The organism is Methanosarcina sp., from assembly GCF_049706645.1.
GTDB lineage: Archaea > Halobacteriota > Methanosarcinia > Methanosarcinales > Methanosarcinaceae > Methanosarcina.
In genome coordinates, this window is sequence record NZ_JBNAKP010000035.1 from 14,499 (window position 1) to 34,040 (window position 19,542).

General features: G+C 44.0%; 17 protein-coding genes and 3 tRNA genes. 7 read left to right on the forward strand and 13 right to left on the reverse strand.

All coding sequences use genetic code 11. The annotated features are described in order from the left end of the window. Window positions 1-8: 8 nt before the first annotated feature. On the reverse strand, window positions 9-1,310 hold the full coding sequence (purD, locus tag ACPK8D_RS12170) for a phosphoribosylamine--glycine ligase (protein ID WP_424718124.1): 1,302 nt from the start codon (window positions 1,308-1,310) through the stop codon (window positions 9-11). A 414-nt stretch (window positions 1,311-1,724) separates the two neighbouring features. On the opposite strand from purD, the gene ACPK8D_RS12175 reads away from it, so the two are divergent. Next, complete coding sequence (locus tag ACPK8D_RS12175; RefSeq protein WP_424718125.1) at window positions 1,725-1,982, forward strand: carboxymuconolactone decarboxylase family protein; 258 nt, start codon at window positions 1,725-1,727, stop codon at window positions 1,980-1,982. A 118-nt stretch (window positions 1,983-2,100) separates the two neighbouring features. On the opposite strand, the gene pyrE is transcribed toward ACPK8D_RS12175, so the two are convergent. Together pyrE and ACPK8D_RS12185 are read right to left on the reverse strand one after the other, a co-directional pair. Next, window positions 2,101-2,658, reverse strand: a complete 558-nt coding sequence (gene pyrE, locus ACPK8D_RS12180; protein WP_424718126.1) for an orotate phosphoribosyltransferase — start codon at window positions 2,656-2,658, stop codon at window positions 2,101-2,103. Window positions 2,659-2,909: 251 nt separating this feature from the next. Beyond that, entirely contained in the window at window positions 2,910-3,458 is a 549-nt protein-coding gene (locus tag ACPK8D_RS12185) for a CDP-2,3-bis-(O-geranylgeranyl)-sn-glycerol synthase (protein ID WP_424718204.1), read from the reverse strand. 1,359 nt (window positions 3,459-4,817) lie between these two features. Here ACPK8D_RS12185 and ACPK8D_RS12190 point away from each other — a divergent pair. Beyond that, window positions 4,818-5,216 (forward strand): transcriptional regulator protein, encoded by a 399-nt coding sequence (locus ACPK8D_RS12190; RefSeq protein WP_424718127.1) that lies wholly within the window; start codon window positions 4,818-4,820, stop codon window positions 5,214-5,216. Window positions 5,217-5,789: 573 nt separating this feature from the next. Here ACPK8D_RS12190 and ACPK8D_RS12195 read toward each other — a convergent pair. The 5 genes from ACPK8D_RS12195 to ACPK8D_RS12215 form a co-directional block, all read right to left on the reverse strand. Continuing rightward, entirely contained in the window at window positions 5,790-6,002 is a 213-nt protein-coding gene (locus ACPK8D_RS12195) for a MoaD/ThiS family protein (RefSeq protein WP_424718128.1), read from the reverse strand. After that, the gene (locus ACPK8D_RS12200) at window positions 5,999-6,127 is read right to left on the reverse strand and encodes a hypothetical protein (RefSeq protein ID WP_255420867.1); all 129 of its coding nucleotides are present in this window, start codon (window positions 6,125-6,127) and stop codon (window positions 5,999-6,001) included. The genes ACPK8D_RS12195 and ACPK8D_RS12200 overlap by 4 nt, the downstream gene beginning before the upstream one ends. Window positions 6,128-6,761: 634 nt before the next feature. Then, window positions 6,762-6,833: transfer RNA gene (locus ACPK8D_RS12205), tRNA-Gly, on the reverse strand. Window positions 6,834-6,837: 4 nt separating this feature from the next. Next, window positions 6,838-6,912: transfer RNA gene (locus tag ACPK8D_RS12210), tRNA-Phe, on the reverse strand. 79 nt (window positions 6,913-6,991) lie between these two features. After that, window positions 6,992-7,065, reverse strand: a tRNA-Val gene (locus ACPK8D_RS12215). A gap of 376 nt (window positions 7,066-7,441) precedes the next feature. Here ACPK8D_RS12215 and ACPK8D_RS12220 point away from each other — a divergent pair. Continuing rightward, complete coding sequence (locus ACPK8D_RS12220) at window positions 7,442-8,758, forward strand: methanogenesis marker 16 metalloprotein (RefSeq protein ID WP_424718129.1); 1,317 nt, start codon at window positions 7,442-7,444, stop codon at window positions 8,756-8,758. Between the two features lie 312 nt (window positions 8,759-9,070). On the opposite strand, the gene comE is transcribed toward ACPK8D_RS12220, so the two are convergent. The 3 genes from comE to ACPK8D_RS12235 form a co-directional block, all read right to left on the reverse strand. Then, window positions 9,071-10,237, reverse strand: coding sequence for a sulfopyruvate decarboxylase subunit beta (gene comE, locus ACPK8D_RS12225; protein WP_424718130.1), 1,167 nt, complete (start codon window positions 10,235-10,237; stop codon window positions 9,071-9,073). Window positions 10,238-10,355: 118 nt separating this feature from the next. Continuing rightward, a complete protein-coding gene (locus ACPK8D_RS12230) occupies window positions 10,356-11,606 on the reverse strand; it encodes a cysteate synthase (RefSeq protein ID WP_424718205.1) in 1,251 nt (416 codons plus the stop codon). Between the two features lie 311 nt (window positions 11,607-11,917). Continuing rightward, window positions 11,918-12,376, reverse strand: coding sequence for a hypothetical protein (locus ACPK8D_RS12235; RefSeq protein WP_424718131.1), 459 nt, complete (start codon window positions 12,374-12,376; stop codon window positions 11,918-11,920). A 227-nt stretch (window positions 12,377-12,603) separates the two neighbouring features. Between ACPK8D_RS12235 and ACPK8D_RS12240 the strand changes: the two genes are divergently transcribed. Next, window positions 12,604-12,819: a zinc ribbon domain-containing protein gene (locus ACPK8D_RS12240; RefSeq protein WP_424718132.1), complete on the forward strand. Its 216-nt coding sequence runs from the start codon at window positions 12,604-12,606 to the stop codon at window positions 12,817-12,819. 495 nt (window positions 12,820-13,314) lie between these two features. Here ACPK8D_RS12240 and ACPK8D_RS12245 read toward each other — a convergent pair whose 3' ends face one another. Then, window positions 13,315-14,145, reverse strand: coding sequence for a tetratricopeptide repeat protein (locus ACPK8D_RS12245; protein WP_424718133.1), 831 nt, complete (start codon window positions 14,143-14,145; stop codon window positions 13,315-13,317). Between the two features lie 143 nt (window positions 14,146-14,288). On the opposite strand from ACPK8D_RS12245, the gene ACPK8D_RS12250 reads away from it, so the two are divergent. Then, window positions 14,289-14,729, forward strand: a complete 441-nt coding sequence (locus tag ACPK8D_RS12250; protein WP_424718134.1) for a hypothetical protein — start codon at window positions 14,289-14,291, stop codon at window positions 14,727-14,729. Here the strand turns inward: ACPK8D_RS12250 and ACPK8D_RS12255 are convergent. Continuing rightward, on the reverse strand, window positions 14,726-15,595 hold the full coding sequence (locus ACPK8D_RS12255) for a tetratricopeptide repeat protein (protein WP_424718135.1): 870 nt from the start codon (window positions 15,593-15,595) through the stop codon (window positions 14,726-14,728). The two genes, ACPK8D_RS12250 and ACPK8D_RS12255, sit on opposite strands and share 4 nt — an antisense overlap. A gap of 506 nt (window positions 15,596-16,101) precedes the next feature. Here ACPK8D_RS12255 and lonB point away from each other — a divergent pair. Beyond that, window positions 16,102-18,198, forward strand: coding sequence for an ATP-dependent protease LonB (gene lonB, locus ACPK8D_RS12260; RefSeq protein ID WP_424718136.1), 2,097 nt, complete (start codon window positions 16,102-16,104; stop codon window positions 18,196-18,198). Between the two features lie 2 nt (window positions 18,199-18,200). Further along, window positions 18,201-19,541 (forward strand): TldD/PmbA family protein, encoded by a 1,341-nt coding sequence (locus ACPK8D_RS12265; protein WP_424718137.1) that lies wholly within the window; start codon window positions 18,201-18,203, stop codon window positions 19,539-19,541. Window position 19,542 lies beyond the last annotated feature (1 nt).

Below are 19,542 nucleotides of genomic sequence, written 5' to 3' on the forward strand. Positions count from 1 at the left end.
CCAGGCAGTTAGCCTCTAAGTTCTTTCATATGGGATATTCTCTTCTGGATAAGAGCGGCAGTCCCAATGTCTTTCCGGAAAAATAGCTTACCCCTGAGATTTTCAAGGGCGTTCTGGGCAATTTTTTCGGCTGCAGCTATGGTTTCCGCAATCCCGACAACTGCAATGGCTCGGGAGCCGGTTGTATAAACTTTCCCTTCTTTTTCGTAGACACTGGCATAGTAAATGGAAGCTTCCCCGACATCTCCTACACTTACCTCGCTGTCCTTTTCAGGCTTATCAGGGTAGCCTGCGGGAACGGCGTACTTACACACAGTCGCTTTCTTGCTGAAGCTTACAGGCAAGTCTCCAAGGGTTCCTTCAACCACAGCAGACATAATTTCCACGAAATCGGTTTCAATGAGGGGTATCACATTCATGGCTTCGGGGTCACCGAACCGTGCATTGAACTCGACGACTTTGGGGCCGCTGGCTGTAAGGATAAACTGGCCATAGAGAACACCCTGATACCCGGTTCCAGTTTCCTCATAAAGTGCCTTTACGGTATCCTGCATAATCTTTTTTGCTTTTCCAAGATCGTCAGGGAGCATAAAAGGCAGGATTTCCCCGGCGTCGGTATATGAACCCATGCCGCCTGTATTGGGTCCAAGATCCCCTTCATAAGCTCTTTTATGGTCCTGGACAGCAGGGAAGAAGACAAGGCTCTTTCCGTCCACAAAGGCCTGAAGCGTAAACTCTTCTCCTATAAAGCGTTCCTCGATGACCACAGCCCCTTTCTCAAGAAGCTCACTTGTGTAGGCTTTGGCAGCTTCAAGATCAGGGAGCTGGTCTCCCATAACTTTTACGCCTTTGCCCCCTGTCAGGCCTGAGGGCTTGACGGCCACGTCGCCCAGTTTTTCTATGAAAGCGTGTGCAGGTTGTTCCTCTGTGAAAACTTCATAGGCAGGGCAGCCTTCAATTCCATATTTTTTCATGAAATTTCTTGCCCAGGCCTTGTCAAATTCTATAATCGCACAGGCTTTTTTAGGCCCTACAACCGGAATTCCGGCTTCCCAGAGGGCATCTGCAGCTCCTGCTGCAAGAGGAGCTTCAGGGCCTATAAAAGCCATTTCAACATTTCTGGCTTTTGCATACTCAACGACTTTTTCAATTTCGGTTTCCGTCTCAAGGAGAAAATCCTCACAGAGGGCGGCAATTCCGGGATTTTTTTTCGCCATTAACGCATAAAGGGAGGGTTTATGCTTGCTTTTCTTGATTCCTTCGGCGATTGCATGTTCCCTTCCGCCTCCGCCGATGAGCAAAATTTTCATTTTCATTCTCCTGGTTTTAAAAAGATTACTTTCTTATGTTCAGGTCTGGCTTTAATGTGTACTGATAAGAAGATGAGATAAGAAAAGGTAATGAATTTTCAGTCCTCAAAACCTCTCGACGTTACTTTATGCAGCTATTTGTTTTTCTTGACAACACTTTTAATCAGGAATACACTGAAGGACTTCCTAGTTCTCTATTTCTTCTGATAAATATCTTCTCATTGTCAGGCTTCAAACCGAACTAAAGATCTTTCTTCTCAATATCTTTTCCAAAGCCTTGCGTCATTCTTTCCGGTGGTCGATCTTCCAGTTATCAAATTCTTTCCGCTGAACATGGGGTCTCAGGATTTCGTTATAGGCTCTGAAGCGCATATCCTGCCCTGACACGCAAAACCTAATTTTGTTAATTAAAAAATGAGTAAACTCTCTCAGGAGATACAGGGTGCGAATCAAAACCCATATGAAATATTCCAGAAAGAGCACCCGGAAGTAGTAGCACGTTTTAATGATCTTATTGAAGCCCGGAGAGCCTTGAAAGGGCTTGATGCCAAAGCAAAACAGTTAATCAATATAGCCATTCAGTCTGCGAATCGAAACCCAAGAGGCGTACAGATGCATGCGATGATGGCAAAGCAGAGGGTGCAACTCGTGACGAAATTATCGGTGAAGTGATCTTGAACCTTCATCAGTCCGGTTTCGCTAAAACTCTTGAGTATCTTCCTGCAGCGATTTACGGATTTAAAGGTAAAACCTGAAAGCTTCAGTAAAGGGAGTTGCTCTCGCACCTTCCTTACTTTAAGATATCGCTAGCACTCACAAGAGGAAGAAGTTCCGCACCTGCCTCTTTTAAGCTTTCTTTCGCTCCTTCTTCCCTGTCCACTACACTGATTACGTATTTGACGTTTGCTCCGGTTTCTCTGACAACCTCAATTGCGTCCCTGACCGAGCCCCCGCTTGTCGTTACGTCTTCAAGCATTACAAGCCTGTCTTCCGGTTTAATGTCGCCCACAAATCGGCTCTTTGTACCGTAGCCCTTTACAGCTTTCCGGACTATAAGCAGAGGAAGTTCGGTTTCCATGGAAACCGCGGTTGCCAGCGGCACACCCCCAAGTTCCACTCCTGCTACTATGTTCACATCCATTTGTTTTATCCTGAATGCTGCCTGCCGTGCTATAAGTTTCAGAGTTTTAGGATCGGTACTGGCTTTTTTGATATCTATATAATACTTGCTTTTCTTTCCCGAGGCAAGCGTGAAGTCCCCGTAGCGGACAGCTCCGCAGGCTTTGAGGGCTGCGATCAGTTCCTGTTTTTGCGTCTCTAATTCATTTTCTGTTTCCGATTTGCTCATGATCTCACCGGTTTGCAGCCTTATTAGCTATCTGTTTTTAAATATTACCTCATCAACATATTAAATCTTATATTTATTAATAACCTTATTAGCTCCCAAGCTTACCACGGTTCACATTTTTTGGTCAAACTTTTTTTGAAAAAGTTTGTGCTAAGAACCGTATTAGCTCCCAAGCTTACCGCGGTTCACATTTTTTGGTCAAACTTTTTTTGAAAAAGTTTGTGCTAAGAACCGTATTAGCTCCCATAAGCTTACCACGGTTCTTTCTTTATACCTGTGAAGTATCCTATTATATTTGTCGTAAGATGCAGCAGAGGCGTCGTTATAAGGATAGTTATCATTATCGAAGGCGTAAAATTGCTTACGAACCATTCAGGCGCTGTAAGGTATGCAAAGACCCAGGCTCCGATTACAAAGTCCAGCTGGTCTACAAGCGGGAGTGGAGCTCCTCTTTTCAGGCCCATTCTGCGCTTGAAGAAGCTTTTGAACATATCTCCGAAAAGTGAGCCGCAGGCAAGAGCCAGAACAACTATGAAAGCCTCTGTATAGTTCGGGCCGAAGGCTGGCATCTCGATTCCCAGAATCTCAAATCCTCTCGAACTCAGCCAGATCTGGATACTACCTGCAAGCACTCCGAAGAAAATGCCTGAAAAAAGCCCTCTGTAAGTTTTTCCATCTCCTATAATCCTTCTCCCGTCCCTTAAAGTTCTGCCTCCGTCAATCGGCTTTCCACCCCCGAAAACAGCTGCAAATGGGTTGGGAAGGTATGCCGGAATCATCAGCCAGAACGCTTTGATTATCAGCTCGATCGTGCTATCAACTCTTTATACCGGTTTTGTCTTTCTCTTGAGGCGAACTCAACTTTCTGGATATCGCTGTACTTTTTATTTTTCCTGGTATTTGTCCGCAGGACATACCAATAACTCATGCTCGCTATTTTTCCTACTTTCAACTGGTCAGTTACGGTTAAATAATTGACTTAATGAATAGACTTAAGTAGTTGGCTTAGATAATGAATTAAATAATAACTTAATGTGCTTAATTAATGGGCTTATGTAACTATTGACCCTATTTAATTGTATTTATTTTATTAAGTTTAATCTTAATTTACGCTTCTAAATGCCTTTTATAATATTGCTTCCAGAATCGTTTTTTCCAGTAGCAGAAAGTTATAAATGAGTAATAAGAAAAATGAGCTAATGAGAAAAAATGAATTAATAAGAGAGATCCGATTAATAGAAAAAACCGATTAATAGGATAGAACCGATTAATGAGATAGAACCGATTAATAGGATAGAACCGATTAATAGAGAAAACCAGTTAATAAGATAAACATATTCAGGTTTTTTTCTTTTACAGCATCGGTCTTAATTTTTGCAGTCTCGATCATTAAAACCGGGGTTCTTGCATTTTTAATAATCTTTTATTCCTTTCATTCTTTAAATCGGCCTATCTTCTTCCAGAAATAGCTGGTATTAAAGAAGAATAGTCAGGTTCAATTTATCCAGTGCGATTATAGGTTTCCTTCAGCTGAATTGGGAATATCAGTTTCCAATATATTTTCTAATTCCATTTTCTCCTGAAACGAGAGACCAAATTATTAATCAGTTGAATTATAATAATTTTACTATGAAACTTGAAATTTTTTATCTGAATCTTGATATTATAATGTCTCCTATGTTTAAATATTTTCATACAGTAACTCATGTCAGGAGTAATTGAAAGTTTTTCAATTCCCTTTTAATATATACAACTTTAAATAGTATGAGTACATTATTAATTGTTGGAGATGAATAACCTTCTAATTATATACGTATACAGGTTTAATTGTTAAATCTGTAAGGCCCTTCCCATCAATCTCATAAAACGGGGCTCTAGTAGCCGGTTATAAACATAAGATATTTGTTTTTAATAACCGGTTGTTGGACTTAAAACGGAAACAATCCGCTATATCACGTAAAAACGTTTTTTATTGTCTTTAAAATTTCAAAACGAAATACGTTACCGTATAAATATATCTACGGTGTGTATATTTGGCAGTTGTTGTCAGTTTTGAAAGGTGATTATAAAAGCATTCTTTGAAGGTCTAAACATAATTATCTTGATATTATTTTAACTGACAAACTTATCCATTAAACTACAAGTATGAAGGGGTTATCATGAAAGACTATGAAGTAAAAGTGCTGGACGAAAACGACCACATTTTTATTGAAACGTTACGGAACCTCGGGATGTCCAGAAATGTCGCTACAACCATGGCATATCTTATGAATGTCGACGAGGCTTCATCCCGCGAAATCGAAATCAGTACCGGATTAAGACAACCCGAAGTAAGCCTTGCAATGAGGCTGATGCGCAACCAGTCCTGGGTTAGCGTTCGTTCGGAAAAGAAACCTGGTAAAGGGCGCCCAATAAAGATTTATGCTCTTGCAGCTCCCGTTGACGAGATCATAAGTTATTATGAAGATAAAATTTACAAAGAATCTCAGGCAACCATCTCAGCAATTAAGAAGCTGAAAGTCATGAGTAAAAAGGTGCCTCTTGCTCCCTCAAAGTAAAGACTATCAAACAGGATTTGCTCCATAATGGCTGACAATCCTTCTCTGGAATTCGACCATTATGGAAATAAAAACCTTCCCATCATTTTTTCGTTCATGTTCTTTACTCCTCCGGATTTTCTTCTGCGCATTCAATCAACTTTTGCGTTGAAAATTACCTGATTCCGGACTTTTCCACCTTATATACAACTTGTTTCTCTTTTCCCGGGTTTAACTCTTGTTTAACTTTTTAAATCCTCTTTCTTCATGATTTCCCTTTAACCACAACTGCTGAGCCGCAACCGCTGAGCCGCAACCGTTCGCCGGTTGATCACGCCGGATAGGGCCTGGGAATTATAAGTATTTTCTGAATCACAGGCGTTCGCCGTTTTCAATCTAACTTTTTTGAAAAAAGTTTGCGGACAGGCCTTTTTTCTAAAAAGGTCTTTGGCTTGCAGAACTCGGGTAAGAATGCTCTAAAAGTGCTCGAAAGCTAAGAAATGCTCTCAATAATAAAAACGCTATACGGAGACTTTAAAAAATGTGGAAAAAAGGAATTGTAATAAAGGAGGGGTTCTGCTTTTTGCTGGCAGGTCAGCCCCCTGTGACAACTTTGAGGATTGTTAGTCTATCGGAACTGACTGCCCCATCAAGGGGAACAGCATTTCCTCCATTTAATACAAGTACTGTTTCCTGATTTATATCCAAAGTATTAAGCAGGTCTTCGTAGGTAGCGCTCTCAGCTATTTCTACGGTCTGCTCGGAAATCTTTCCAGCCTGGATTGTTATGTGTACTTTTCTACTCACTCGATAGATCCACCGCCGCTTACCTGAATTTCGTCTACGATTTCCTTTATTAACTTCTGCTCCAGTTCATATTCTTTTCTGATGCCTTTCCTTTCTGCATTTCTTTTCTGGAACTTTCCTGTCATTTTCAAATCTCCTACGATTTTTCAGGTTTGCAACATAGTTGGTATAGATCTCTTCAAGCAGACTTGTCTCTCTGTCTTCTCGAGATGTATATCCAATAATTATAATGATTTTATGTTTTAATTAATTTTTTGGTTGACAATGAGCTGGTTAACACATCTTATTTTCCAGGCCTATGGGTACTACACTCTCTAAGTTCCGATCCTGAGTATAGGTTAACATTGAATATGATATCTTTCGAAAGCTTGACAAAGGAGACCTAAAAAGGAGTCCTTAAAAATAAGCTAGAATATATTTACTCAGGAACTAATGTTTTGTTGTAGAGCTGGACAATACAATAAATGTTTAAAACTCGAAACAATAAGTTTTAATATAGGTTATGCCCGGAAAACAGGACTAACAGAGAATAGGAACTGAATAGAAATAAACAAAGAATAGAGAGTGGGTAAAGAATAGAGAGTGGACAAAGAATAGGAGTGGACAAAGAATAGGAGTGGACAAAAAATAATGAATCGGTAAAAAAGAAAATAGGCAAAGAATAGATAGCAGGAAATGAAAGAAAATAAGCAAAAAACCGGAACGGTTTGCCTGATTCTTAGACGTATTTAATTCGTAAATTGATTCGCAAATTAATTATACATCAGCCGGGATTCGAACCCGGGTTCGAGCGTTGGCAACGCCCGGTGATGACCGCTACACTACTGATGTGCTATGGTGCCCAGACCCGGATTCGAACCGGGGACAACTGCCTCTTCAGGGCAGCGCTCTCCCACTGAGCTACCTGGGCAGGCAAGTTAAAATTTATCATTTAATTAAGTAGTAGCCTGTTTTTTACTTTCCGGAAAAATCTCCGGAAAATTTTTGAGTGGGCCCGCTGAGATTCGAACTCAGGACCTCCGCCATGTCAAGGCGACGTCATAACCGTCTAGACCACGAGCCCAGTCGTTTGTTGTTTCCGTTTTTCGCATCAAAGTGCAACTCCATAGTACGCATCATCATTTATATAAGTTTTGGGTGGTCTGGACTTTTTCTATTCAAATCAGCCTTGAAAAGACAAAGAATTTTACACTCTGGTGGCCGATTTTTCACTCTGCCTCATACTTTGGAATTCTGGCTCAAATTTTTTATTCTCTGATTAATTCTTAAAAGCTCTCCCATAGTTTAGTTCTTTCATTCCTTATTTACTTCTTCCATTGTTTCCTTTTATACATCGCTTTAATTTATTTTCAAGTCCTGTTTTTAGAATCTTGCCATCTATAATTAGAGTGAACACGCCTCTAAAATAGTATGAATTCAATATCCCGGTTGAGGGAAACATGAACGGAGCATTCGATAATACAGGGACGTCCCGAACAATTCCGGAAATTCAGGGTAAAATTGATGCGGGAGACGCTGTGGTTCTTACGGCAACAGAAGTTAGTGCGAGAATTCGGGCAGGGGGGAAGATAGGGCTTGAAGATGTGGATGTTGTAACTACTGCAACTCGCGGCATTATGAGTGGAACTTATGCCGTACTTTCGTTCAAAGTTTCAGAGCCCGACTCGTTTGTCAAGGCATCCAAAGTCCTGCTGAACGGCGTGCCTGCAGTTGTAGGTCCCTGCCCTAACGAAAGGCTTGGAGTGCTGGACCTGATCGTACTCGGAACAGCTCACAGTGAGTCGGATCCCAGCTACGGAGGCGGACACCTGTTCAGGGAGATGGTAGAAGGAAAGACCGTTAAAGTTGATGTGACTACCAGTGAAGGAGATCGCTTTTCAGTGGAGACACGGCTATCTGAAATCCCCTATGCAAAACTCCATGCAACACGACATGCCTTTAAGAATTACCGGGCGTTTGTTAATCCCGGAAAAGAGCCTATTAAAACCATCTTTCATGCCCTGCCGTTTGAAGGTGAATTTAAAGAAATGACTTTTTGCGGCTGCGGCGAGTTAAATCCAATTGAAAACGATCCCGGGCTCGAAACTATAGGAATCGGGACAAGGGTGCTTCTCAATGGAGCAGACGGGTTTGTTACGGGCGCTGGCACTCGAAGCGCTCCGGATAATCCTAACCTTACAGGTTTTGCGGACATGCATGACATGATCCCTGAATACATGGGAGGCTTCGTAACCTCTGCCGGCCCTGAGATAATCAATACCTGGGCAGTCCCGATCCCGATTCTTCACGAAGGCATGCTGGAGAATATCCTGAAGCTCGATAAGGAAATTCCGCTTAAGCTGGTAGACCTCGCAGGCCGAATCCCGCTCTGTGAGATCACTTACGGCGATGTCTGGGATAATGCCGACCTGAATATAAAGTACGAGCCCGGAAAATGCATTAATTGCAAAGATTGTCTTGTAATCGAAGCCTGTCCCATGGGTGCGGTAAGCAGGGGGGAAACAGGAGCTGCACACCGTCCGGAACTTTGCTTTAGCTGCGGGCTTTGCATCTCAAGGTGCCGGGGGGAAGCATTCAGCGCAAATCTGGGTTCTGTCAGATGTGCAGCCGGGGGCTGCCTGAGAGACATCAAAGTAACCCTGCGCCAGTCTGACCGCGCAAGGGCAATCATAGCCGCCGAGGAGCTCAAAACGAAAGTTCTCACCGGGAGGTTCAGGCTTACTGAGGCTGTAGAAAAGATAAGCTGGAGAGAATGATACCAAAAAAGCTGCATAAAATAAAACTGGAAAGCTGATGTGGGAACTTAGACCTATAAGCAGAATTTTAAGCCCGTAAGCTGGAGAAAATCCCGGAGTAGAGAAAGCAAACGAGAAAAAGCGATAATCGCCCGGTATATTTTTCTCTCGCCCTCCTCCCATTTTCTTTCCTTTCCTTCTCTCCTTTTCCTTTTTTAATACTCTTGCGATTTGTGATACTTATTTTTTAAATTCCATTTCCACAGCTTTTTTACTTTCAAATACAATTTTTTAAAGCCTCTTTAGCCTCTTGCACTTAAAGCCTTAAGGCTTTCAAAGCCTCTTTAAATTCTGGGCTTTTAGTGCTTCTTTAAAGCGTTTTGTAATCTCTTCAGGGCTCAGGGGGATATTGGGAGCTTTTGTATTTCCGGGTTTCAGGATTACATGGATAAAGGAAAGTTCCTGCATGGCCCGAAACTTACTGAAAGCTTCTATTAGCCCCTCTCTGCTGTTTACTTTAGCCGTATTCTGAATTCCGCAGGCATTAGCGAAAATTTCCAGGTCAATATAGCGGAGGGCGCAGGTTTCCTGCGAACCTGTGGAGCCATATGCGCCGTTGTCAAGGCAGATAATTATCAGGTTTTTCGGGGCTTCTCTGGCAATTTCGAGCAGGGCGTTAGGATTCATAAGCAGGCTGCCATCCCCGTCAAAGGTCACGACTGTCTCCTCGGTTTGAAGAGCCAGGCCAAGGCCTATCGACGAGACAAGCCCCATTGACCCGAACATATAAAAATTAAGATCCCGGTCCTTGCAGGCATAAAGTTCCTTGCAGGGAACTCCCAGATTTGTCACCGTAATTTCGCCATCAAGTTGAGAAGCAACTGCGCAAATTGCATCGTTTCTGAGCATTTCTGGCTTTAGGGTTTCCCTGGTAAAGTTAAACCTGCATGTCCTTTCCATAACCTCTGGCTTTTCCGGCATTCCTGCAATTTCCCAGGCACAGCAATCCGAATTTTCCCAAACCTTAGGGGAGACCAGGGCTATATGTGGCCTTAAATTCTCAAAGGCGTCGTTTATTACGTTTTCAAGGAGAGAGAGCTTTTCGGCCTCATCGATTATTGTGTATTCCAGTCCTGCTCCTTCAAGGATTGCCGGCAGGTGGGCACCAAGCGGAACCTGTGCTTCTATGCCTTCGCCGTAAACCCCGCGCCAGCTTGTCAGGACAGGTAAGGGGATTTTGCATATTACATTCAGGGATTCGAGGGCGTTAACCATATTCCCAAGCCCTGTGCTCTGGATAAGCATCATGGGTTTCCCACCTGCCAGGTAAGCTCCGGCACAGATGCCCACGCCGTTCTCTTCTCTTGTTAAACGGACTTCGGGAAAGTTCTTCGAAACCAGGGGAAGTAAGTTCTTGATCCTATCGCAGGGCAGAGTTGCAGCAAGGTCGATACCTGTTTTTTTCATAATTGCTATTACTTCTTCTTCCGGACTTGCCACGTAAACACCTCTTTAGTTTTCTTTCTCTCATTTCTTCTATAATTTCCGAATTCAGACATTTTCTAAAAACCAAATTTTCTCCGAATTAGGTTTTTTCTCCAAACTCAGTTTTTTCGAATCAGATATTCAGTTCCTCCAGGGGCACATCCGGGTTTCCGGCAGTAGCTACCGGCGAGATCTGGAAAAGTGTGAAGTCCTCTTTCAGGCGCCTGTATCCTCCACCTGCAATGTTCAGAAGAATAGTTTCGTCCCTGGAGACCTTTCCGGCCTCTACGGCTTTTAAAAGGGAAGCTGCCGCAACTGCCGAGGGAGGCAGGATATCGATCCCTTCCAGGGATTCAAAAAGGGCCTTGGCCTCAAGGGCTTCTTCTTTCGTAATTGCGTACATTATTCCATCAGTATCTGCGAGTGCATCATAGAGCCCCCCAGTAACCCCATACGGAGGAGCCCGGTTGGTAAGCACGGTGGCGTAAGTATCCTCGATCTGTTTCTTTGCGTCCTTCATATCAAGCTCGGGAATAATCTGTCTTCTTCTTTCCTGCCAGGCGCTGTACATGGGCACAAAAGGAAGGTTCTGGGCAAGCTGAAGCTTCGGAAGTTTTTGTCCGAACCGCCCGTCGGCCCTGAGGCGTAATGCGGCTTCCCAGGCTGAAATTCCTCCAGTACCGCTTCCGACGGCCTGGAAATAATGGTCAGGAATCTTGCCTATAGTTACGGCTGCATCCAGCATTACAGTACCCATCCCGTCTCTTCTGGCAACATTTCTCGCTCCGCCTTCGGGAACCATCCCTGGCAGCTTTGCAATCCGGCCTGCGAGATTGATAGCATCGGTGTAATCGTTTCCAGGGCTCATGCTTATAAGATGAATGGATTCGGTCGGCTCCTCGGGCAGCCACAGCTTTGAAATTCCGGAATCCGGCACCACTATATACGCGTCAATTCCTGTCAAAGCCGATACGTGTGCAAAAGCCCGGCCTGTGTTTCCGGCAGAGGCGAGGACTATGGCTTTTCCCCCGGTTTCTTTCAGGAGCTGCATGGTCGGGTAGGCTTCTAGTTCCTTGAAACTGCAGGTCTTAATAAAAGCCCCTCTTTCGGGCCAGTACCCGCTGAACCCTATATAAAGGTTTGAAAGCCCGAGTTCCCTGGCTAGGGCCTCACTTTTGTAAGTTATGGGTCCTGCATCCGTAGTAAGTTCTTCCTGGATTGGGAGCCAGGAATGAAATCTTCCGATGCCTGGCTGATTTCTCAGTTCAAGCTTCTTTTCGAAATATTCCGCCCGCAAAAAGGCATCGTCGTTCTCACAGGTAAGCCTGTATTCCTGTCCGTATTCTCTTCCGCACTTCAGACATTTCAGTTTGAATCTTCCCATCGCTATCAAAGAAAATTGGGTTTCTTATTAAATATATATTCCTAAAAAGTGGATAAAATCGCCTTTTTGTACTACATATCTGCATTAATGCCCGTTTCCGGAAACTCCTTCCTCTGGAAAGGAAGAAAAAGCCTTTCCATGGATGCGAAACGGAAATAGTTCTTCTGGAGTACGAAACTGAAATAGTAAAATTGACAGTAATGACGTTAAAGGAGTTAAAAGGAGTGAAAAGGAAATTGAGAGGCTTCTTGAAACGGGAGCCTTAGATCCGGGCTCAATGAATATTAATTGGAAGCTACACCGGGTCTTTTTCAAACGTAAAAAGTGTTTGGAGTGGCTTTTGCGTGTTCGATATTTCTCCTGGCCCCCTCGGGGTAAACAACAGTAAGGACATCAGGCGCCATTCCAAATTCCCTGGACTCGTGCAGGTAATATTCCTCACTTTGTCTGGAAATGCCTTTCACCTGAATTAAAGCACTGGTTCTCCCTATCTCCTGGACTTTCACATTTTCAAAATCAAAAAAAATCTCTTCTATCTTGGGCTCCAGATGTTTGCTCCCGAAAAGAAATATGTAAGCCTGGGCAAAGGGACTTAGATGGTATTCAATGCTGATTTGAGCATCAGTTTTACTGAACGCGATTTCCATAGTGTCAACGTGGATATATTTCCCTTCCCTGAACTGGTCAGTATTAATTTCCGGGGATATCTTTCCAGCCATCAGGGCAGCCGAGATTATAAGCGCAATTGTGATTATAGCTTTTATTTTCATGGCTCTACGCAGTAATTACTCTTTAATCTAATATTTCTTTCCTCTATTTTTGCAATAATGTTAAATATTGCCAGCATAAAGCTACTTCGGACTAATGACGGATTCCTGTGAGACTACAAAAAACGAGACTGGAAAATAAAGACTCACAAAATAACCGTCGGAAATACCAGTATCAGAAAATACCAGCATCAGAAAATAACAAAATCAGAAAATAACGAGACTATAAAATGAGCAAAAAAGTTAACTTCGTATGTCCCAAGTGCGGTAATACCTCTTACGAAACCGGCGAGATCCGCAGTACAGGCGGCTTTCTAAGCAAACTCCTCGATGTTCAGAATAAAAGATTCACCCACGTCACCTGCAAACGCTGTAGATATACTGAATTCTACCAGGCCGACAGCAGCATGCTTGGGAATATTTTCGATTTGTTTACATCAAGATGAGCCAATACAGGATTTTTTTGGCGAAAATTACCTTCTTATCCCTTTTTTCGTTTTTTGATTGCTTATTAGCCGGGGCTGGAGAGTAGCGTCTTTAACGGAGCTTTTCAGGCTCGACGAAGGAGAGCGGCCTTTACAAGTGAGTTCCTGAACGAAAAATGTGCGTTTTATACAAATACTTTGCTCGATTTACTTTTTATTGGGTTTTAAGTTTCTTTCAAGAACTATTTATGCTTCTTTCTTCCGGTAACTTTTCATCAGCTCTAAGACCTCATTTAAGTGTGACCGGCTGCTGAATCCTTCTAACTCCCGGAAGTAATAAGCAGATAAATTCAGGATAGCTTAAATATTGTGTTTTTTCACGCTGTAATTGTAACAAAACGTGTGAATAAGAGACAGTTTGCTTCTTTTTCTTTGCACACTGGGAAAAAGCCGCGCAGACGGCGCGTGGACAAATTCGAGCTCACAAGGCTGATTACGGCTGCCCTTGGTTAGATTTCAGAGCGCTTCGAGATTTTCCCTCGTGAGGCTGAGTTCTTCCTTGAGTTTTTTGTTTTCAGGGTCTTTTTCGCTCAGAATTCCAAGGAGCCCAAACGCTTTTTTGAAGTTTTCTTTTGCCTCTTCGTTTTGCCCATTTTCAGAAAACAGGGTTCCGAGATTGTTGAGTATCATTACTGCATCTGATAGATATTCCGTATTTTCCGGGTAATTTTTAAGGAGCTTTTCCTGGATTTTGAGGGCTTTTTCGTAATTTTTTTCTGCTTCTTCGGTTTGTCCCATTCCGGCAAGCAGTTCCCCCAGGTTGTTCAGGGTGTTTCCTGCGTACATTTGATAAAATTCGCTCTCTGGTCTGGCATCAAGCCGTTTCTGGCAGATTTCGAGGCCGATTTCATAACACTTCTGCGAGGATTGGAAGTTGCCAGCTCTCCGAAAGATGTTCCCAAGGTTTCCGATGTTGTTCAGGTTCATGAGGAGGGTATCAAGGTAAAGTTTGTTTTCCGGCTCTTTTGAGAGGAGTTTTTCATTTATCCTTAAGGAAAAGGTGTAGGTATCCAGGGCTTCTTCAAGCCTGCCCAGGGACTGTAACAGTTGGCCTCTTACTTTTAAAGTGTGGAACAGAATGGCTCCATCCTTTGCTCCCTGTGCAATCCTTTCGGCTTTCTTGAGATATTCAAAGGCTTCTTCCAGGCTTCCTTTTTGCATCAGGTCCAGGGCTTCATTGAAATATTTTACTGCTTCTTCTCTCAACTTCTCAGCAGGCATAATAAAAAGACGGGCTTGTGATGTCTTATAGGTTATGTTTCGGCCATGTTTTTTCTTTCCTGTCATCACCTTTTTCTTCCAACTCCTTTATATATTACTAAAAGCTAAATTATAGATGTTCGAAGTTTCATATCTTTCTTTAACCACGTTTTCTAATACTTTAATGCTTATTGATCTCTAAAAAAGGTATTTGGGGAAAGAGAAATAACGTGGATACGGGAGTAGAAAAAGAAAAAGATAGAGGGATTCAGGGGAAGGATAGAATCGACGTTCCTAAATATCGCAAGCACGAAAAAGTATACCTCCTACTTGTGAGTATCTTTCTCGCAGCTATCCTTTTTTACACCCTTTATATCGGCCAGCTTCTCTGGGGCATAGTTATTGATATCCTGATCATGAGGCTTTATTTCCTGATGAAGCGGGAAAGAAGTTACTTCACGGAACGTGACTTGAATGAAGAAGAAGCCGGGACTCCGCATGATCCCGGAATAAAAAGAAGAGTCAGGCTTGCAAACATTGCTGTTACCCTCTTCGTGCTTGGGCTGGTTATTTATTCGTACTTTACTTTCCAGTTCATCTGGGGGGTTGTAGCAGGCCTGCTGATTTTGCTTTATGCGCACATGCTTCTATTTTCGAAAGATAACCTTTAAAGTTCGGAATTTTCCGACTTATTCACATTCTCCAGCCTTTCTTTCTTTTCCACCTTTTCCAGTGCTTCCGGTTTTTCCAGTGCTCCCACCTTTTCCAGTGCTTCCAGCTTTTCCAGCCTTTCACGGGTCAAAGTAATAGCTTCCTTGATATTCTCATTTTCAGGCTGCTGGGTGAGAAGGTTTTCCTGCATGCTGAGGGCTTTTTCAAGGTTCGGCTTTGCTGCTTCGTATTTTTCCGGGCCCTGCCGGGTGAGGCAGTTTCCGAGCTGGCTGAGCGCAACTGAGAGTTCGGCCTGATAGCCCAGGTTGTCGGGCTTTTCTTCGAGAAGCTTTTCATAAAGCTCAATCGCTTGCCTGAGGACTTCGCACGCTTCTTCAAAAGAGCCCGTATTGGTAAGGAGAGTTGCATAGTTATTCAGGTTCTCGCCGGCATAGGATCGGAAGACTGCATTTCCGGGCTCTTTCGCCAGGAGGTTTACATAGGTTTCACGGGCACGGGTATAATATTCGGCAGCTCGTGAATTTTCGCCTTTCTTCTTAAGAAGGTTTCCGGTATTGCTCAGAGTTGTGCCCATATAGTGCTGGTAGTCGATATTTTCAGGATCAGTTTTAAGAAGTTCTGAACCTGCATCGAGCGCTTTTTCATAGGTTTCGAGGGCTTCATCGTACTTGGTGGCAGTATAAAGGATGCCTCCGCGCGTAAAAAGAATATAATAGAGAGCGTCAGTAGATTTTGCTTTCCTTGCCGAGTCTTCGGCTTTATCTAGGGTTTCAAGGGCTTTCTCCAGTTTGCCTTTCTTTATCTGGGCTACAGCACTGTGAATTTGCTTCAGTAGGAGAAGATTTCTTACCTTGCTTCTGGACATAAGAGAAAAATGCCTCTTGTTTTTTTAAATAGCTGTCGATGCCGGTTTATGGGCAGCCGAAAGGGTAGAGCTCTGAATTAACTCCTGGTCAGCTTTTAAACAGCCTTGAACTACTCGGATCCAGCCCTGAACTGGCTCTGAATTAGCGGACAATGCTCAATGTATATATAGGGGAGATATCATAAAAGAGTTGAAACTATCTTAAACATTGATTTGAGAATTGATTTCTATTGCGTTTTCGAGCCAAATACGCAATTAGCAAATAGTTTATAACAAAAGGTTTCTATATACTGTATATACAGTGGTAGGTTAATTTTATATACAGCAAGTCTATATAATTAGCCGAAGTATGGATGGGGTACAGTAACTTCAGGAATTCGTTGTTATTGTGACATCCGCTTTTTGCCAATCATTTTATCACTGAGTCTGTTATTTTTTCGAAAACGTCAGGTATATATATCGATCAGTAACGTCTATTCAATAACGTTCGAATATGTGAGCTAACCATGGTGTATAATAATAATCAGAACATAGACGAGTCTTCGGGGAAGATGGACGAGCCCGCCAAAAATATAGGCGAGTCTGTTCATGACGTAGACAAGTCTGAGGCCGACCAGAAGAAGGATGAGTCCGGTATGGGTATGACTGGGCCTGAATCCAACCAGGTTAAGGCCGAGTCTGAGTCCGTTCAGGACATGGATGAAGATGTTGACATCGGTTTCCTATTTGAAAACACTTCTAATATAGATGTGCCTAAACTCCTTATCGACCAGGTGCTGGGGCAGGAGCATGCCGTAGAAGTTGTGAAAAAGGCAGCCAGCCAGAGACGGCACATCATGATGATAGGGACCCCGGGTACAGGGAAATCCCTGCTTGCAAAAGCAATGGCAGAACTTCTTCCTAAAGAAGAGCTCAAGGATATCCTTGTATATCCTAACATGGAAGACCTGAACAACCCTAAAATCAGGGAGGTTCCTGCCGGAAAGGGCAGAGAAATCGTAATGGCTCACAAAATGGAAGCCAGAAAGAAAGCCCAGGCCAGAAATATGCTCATGATGCTTTTTGTTGTGGGCATTATCATCTACTCTTATTTTGTTGCCCAGTTGCTCTGGGGAATTATCGCAGGCATCATGATTCTCATGCTAACCCGCCAGTTCCTGCCTAAAGAAGAAATGATGATTCCGAAAATGGCGGTTTCCAATTATGACAAAGAGCACGCACCTTACATCGATGCAACCGGAGCTCACGCAGGAGCTCTGCTTGGGGACGTAAGGCACGACCCGTTCCAGTCAGGCGGGCTCGAGACCCCTGCTCACGACAGGGTAGAGGCCGGAGATATTCACAAGGCCCACAAAGGTGTGCTCTTTATTGACGAAATCAACACTCTCAGGCTGGAATCTCAGCAGAGTCTCCTGACTGCGCTCCAGGAAAAGGAGTACCCTATTACCGGGCAGTCCGAGAGAAGTTCGGGCGCTCTTGTCAAGACCGAGCCTGTGCCCTGCGACTTTATTATGGTCTCTGCAGGGAACCTGGATGCCGTTCAGAAGATGCACCCAGCGCTCAGGTCAAGAATAAAAGGTTACGGCTACGAAGTCTACATGCAGGATTCAATGGAAGATACTCCTGAAAACCGCAAGAAAATGGTCCGCTTCGTTGCCCAGGAAGTTGTTCGGGACGGGCATATCCCTCACTTTGACGAAGGTGCAGTGGAAGAAGTGATCCGGGAAGCCAGAAGGCGGGCAGGCAGGAAAGGGCACCTTACCCTGAAGCTTCGTGACCTTGGAGGGCTTGTACGTGTGGCAGGAGACATTGCCCATTCCGAAGGCGCTCAATTAACAACCGCAGAGCACGTACTTGCGGCAAAGAGAATCGCAAGATCCATTGAACAGCAGCTTGCAGACAGTTACCTGGAACACCGCAAGGAATACGAATCTTTCCTCAGAAGAGGTTCTGCTGTGGGCAGGGTTAACGGGCTTGCAGTTATGGGCGGAGACTCAGGAATTGTACTCCCTATCGTTTCCGAAGTCACCCCTGCACTTTCCGGGGCCGAAGGACGCATTATCGCAACAGGTAAGCTCAAGACAATTGCAAAGGAAGCGGTGCAGAACGTCTCTGCCGTGATCAAGAACATGACAGGCACTGATGTTTCACGCCACGATATCCATATCCAGTTTGTCGGGACATATGAAGGTGTGGAAGGGGACAGCGCATCTGTTTCCATCGCCACGGCCGTTATCTCAGCTATTGAAAGGATACCTGTGGATCAGAGCGTGGCAATGACAGGTTCTCTCTCTGTCAGGGGAGATGTCTTGCCTGTAGGTGGAGTAACCTACAAGATCGAGGCTGCAGCCCAGGCCGGCATGAAGAAAGTTATCATCCCGAAAGCAAACGAGGCAGATGTTCTTATTGAAAAGGCATACCGGGAAAAGATACAGATTGTTCCGGTTTCCTCGATTGCGGAAGTGCTGGAACACAGCCTTGTAGGCCCGAGAAAGAATACTATTATCGAAAAACTAAAGAACATTACAAAACTCAGCTTCGATATTCCTGAGGTTTCACCCGCTTCCGTACAGGCTAAGAATCTTTTTGGGTGCAGGAACTGATCATGACAGATATTATGCAGGATATTAAATTTTATGACTGCAGGGTAATTGAGGGCAGTTCCACCTCTATTATCCTGGATAACGGAAAGATCGAGGAAATTTCCAGAAACTTCACACGGGGGGCTGGCGTAAGGGCCCTTTGTGGAGGTTCCTGGGGCTATACGTCCGTAGAAGGAGACATTGACCTTAAACAGGGTGTTGAGGCTGCTTCAAAACTTGCTTTTTCTATGAATGCCAGTACTCCCAAGGAAGATGTAGAACTTGCGGCCGTAAATTCTCCTGAAACAAAGAATCTTCCTGAAATCAGGATTGACCCAAGAGACGTCTCTATTGAGGAAAAAGTTGACCTTTTAAAGAGCATAGAAACCAGTGCAAAAGTAAAGGGCGTCAACAGTACCAAAGTAATGTACCTGGAATCCGAGTTTAAAGTCGAATACAGGAGTTCCGATGGTATTGAATCGGCTTATGAACTGCTGAACGTCGGTTTTGCGGTTTCTGCAGTTGCTTCCGAGAATGGCGTATACCAGGCAGGCAGAGAAAGCCGTTTTGGGTACGGGTATGAGCTTTTTAAGAAAGAAAACGTCCTGGAACTTGCCGGCAAGGCAGGAAATACCGCAGTCGAACTTCTCAATGCAAAAACCCCTAAAGGCGGAGAAATGCCTGTGATTCTTGACCAGGAGCTGGCCGGCGTCTTTGCCCACGAAGCCGTTGGGCATGCGTCCGAAGCCGATCTTGTCCTTGAAGGGGATTCCATCCTTGAAAACCGGATCGGAGAGCAGATCGCATCTCCTCTTATTACGATCATCGATGACCCTACTCTGCACGAGTTCGGGTATTATCCTTTTGATGCTGAAGGGTCACAATCAAGAAGGACAGAAATAATCAAGAACGGAGTCTTCAATTCTTATCTCCATTCCCGGGAAACTGCAGCAAAACTTGGGGGAACTCCAGGGAACTGCAGAGCTCAGGGCTATTCTATGCCTGTTGTCAGGATGAGCAATACCTTCATAGATAACGGGGATGCCAGGTTTGAAGAGATGCTTGAAGAGGTAAAGGACGGGATGTATCTCATAGGGTCCAGAGGAGGACAGGTGAATACCGGGGAAGGTATTTTCCAGTTCAATGCCGAAAAAGGATATCTGATAAGGAACGGAGAACTCACCGAGCTTATACGGGACGTTTCTCTTTCCGGCAAAACCCTTGAAATTCTAAACCACATAGCTCTTGTGGGCAACGACCTGAAAATGACTGCAGGCAGATGCGGAAAAGCCGGGCAGCTTGTATCCGTATCAGACGGTTCTCCTCACCTGGCTATCTCAAAAGCCCTTGTGGGAGGTGCCTGAA

Excerpts from the sequence above, each read along its gene's own strand:
- ACPK8D_RS12220 (WP_424718129.1), top strand. The coding sequence starts at position 7,442 with ATGAACGGAGCATTCGATAATACAGGGACGTCCCGAACAATTCCGGAA.
- ACPK8D_RS12230 (WP_424718205.1), bottom strand. The coding sequence starts at position 11,606 with ATGGGAAGATTCAAACTGAAATGTCTGAAGTGCGGAAGAGAATACGGA.
- ACPK8D_RS12245 (WP_424718133.1), bottom strand. The coding sequence starts at position 14,145 with ATGACAGGAAAGAAAAAACATGGCCGAAACATAACCTATAAGACATCA.
- ACPK8D_RS12235 (WP_424718131.1), bottom strand. The coding sequence starts at position 12,376 with ATGAAAATAAAAGCTATAATCACAATTGCGCTTATAATCTCGGCTGCC.
- ACPK8D_RS12200 (WP_255420867.1), bottom strand. The coding sequence starts at position 6,127 with ATGACAGGAAAGTTCCAGAAAAGAAATGCAGAAAGGAAAGGCATCAGA.
- ACPK8D_RS12240 (WP_424718132.1), top strand. The coding sequence starts at position 12,604 with ATGAGCAAAAAAGTTAACTTCGTATGTCCCAAGTGCGGTAATACCTCT.
- pyrE (WP_424718126.1), bottom strand. The coding sequence starts at position 2,658 with ATGAGCAAATCGGAAACAGAAAATGAATTAGAGACGCAAAAACAGGAA.
- ACPK8D_RS12255 (WP_424718135.1), bottom strand. The coding sequence starts at position 15,595 with ATGTCCAGAAGCAAGGTAAGAAATCTTCTCCTACTGAAGCAAATTCAC.
- purD (WP_424718124.1), bottom strand. The coding sequence starts at position 1,310 with ATGAAAATTTTGCTCATCGGCGGAGGCGGAAGGGAACATGCAATCGCC.
- ACPK8D_RS12265 (WP_424718137.1), top strand. The coding sequence starts at position 18,201 with ATGACAGATATTATGCAGGATATTAAATTTTATGACTGCAGGGTAATT.
- ACPK8D_RS12175 (WP_424718125.1), top strand. The coding sequence starts at position 1,725 with ATGAGTAAACTCTCTCAGGAGATACAGGGTGCGAATCAAAACCCATAT.
- lonB (WP_424718136.1), top strand. The coding sequence starts at position 16,102 with ATGGTGTATAATAATAATCAGAACATAGACGAGTCTTCGGGGAAGATG.
- ACPK8D_RS12190 (WP_424718127.1), top strand. The coding sequence starts at position 4,818 with ATGAAAGACTATGAAGTAAAAGTGCTGGACGAAAACGACCACATTTTT.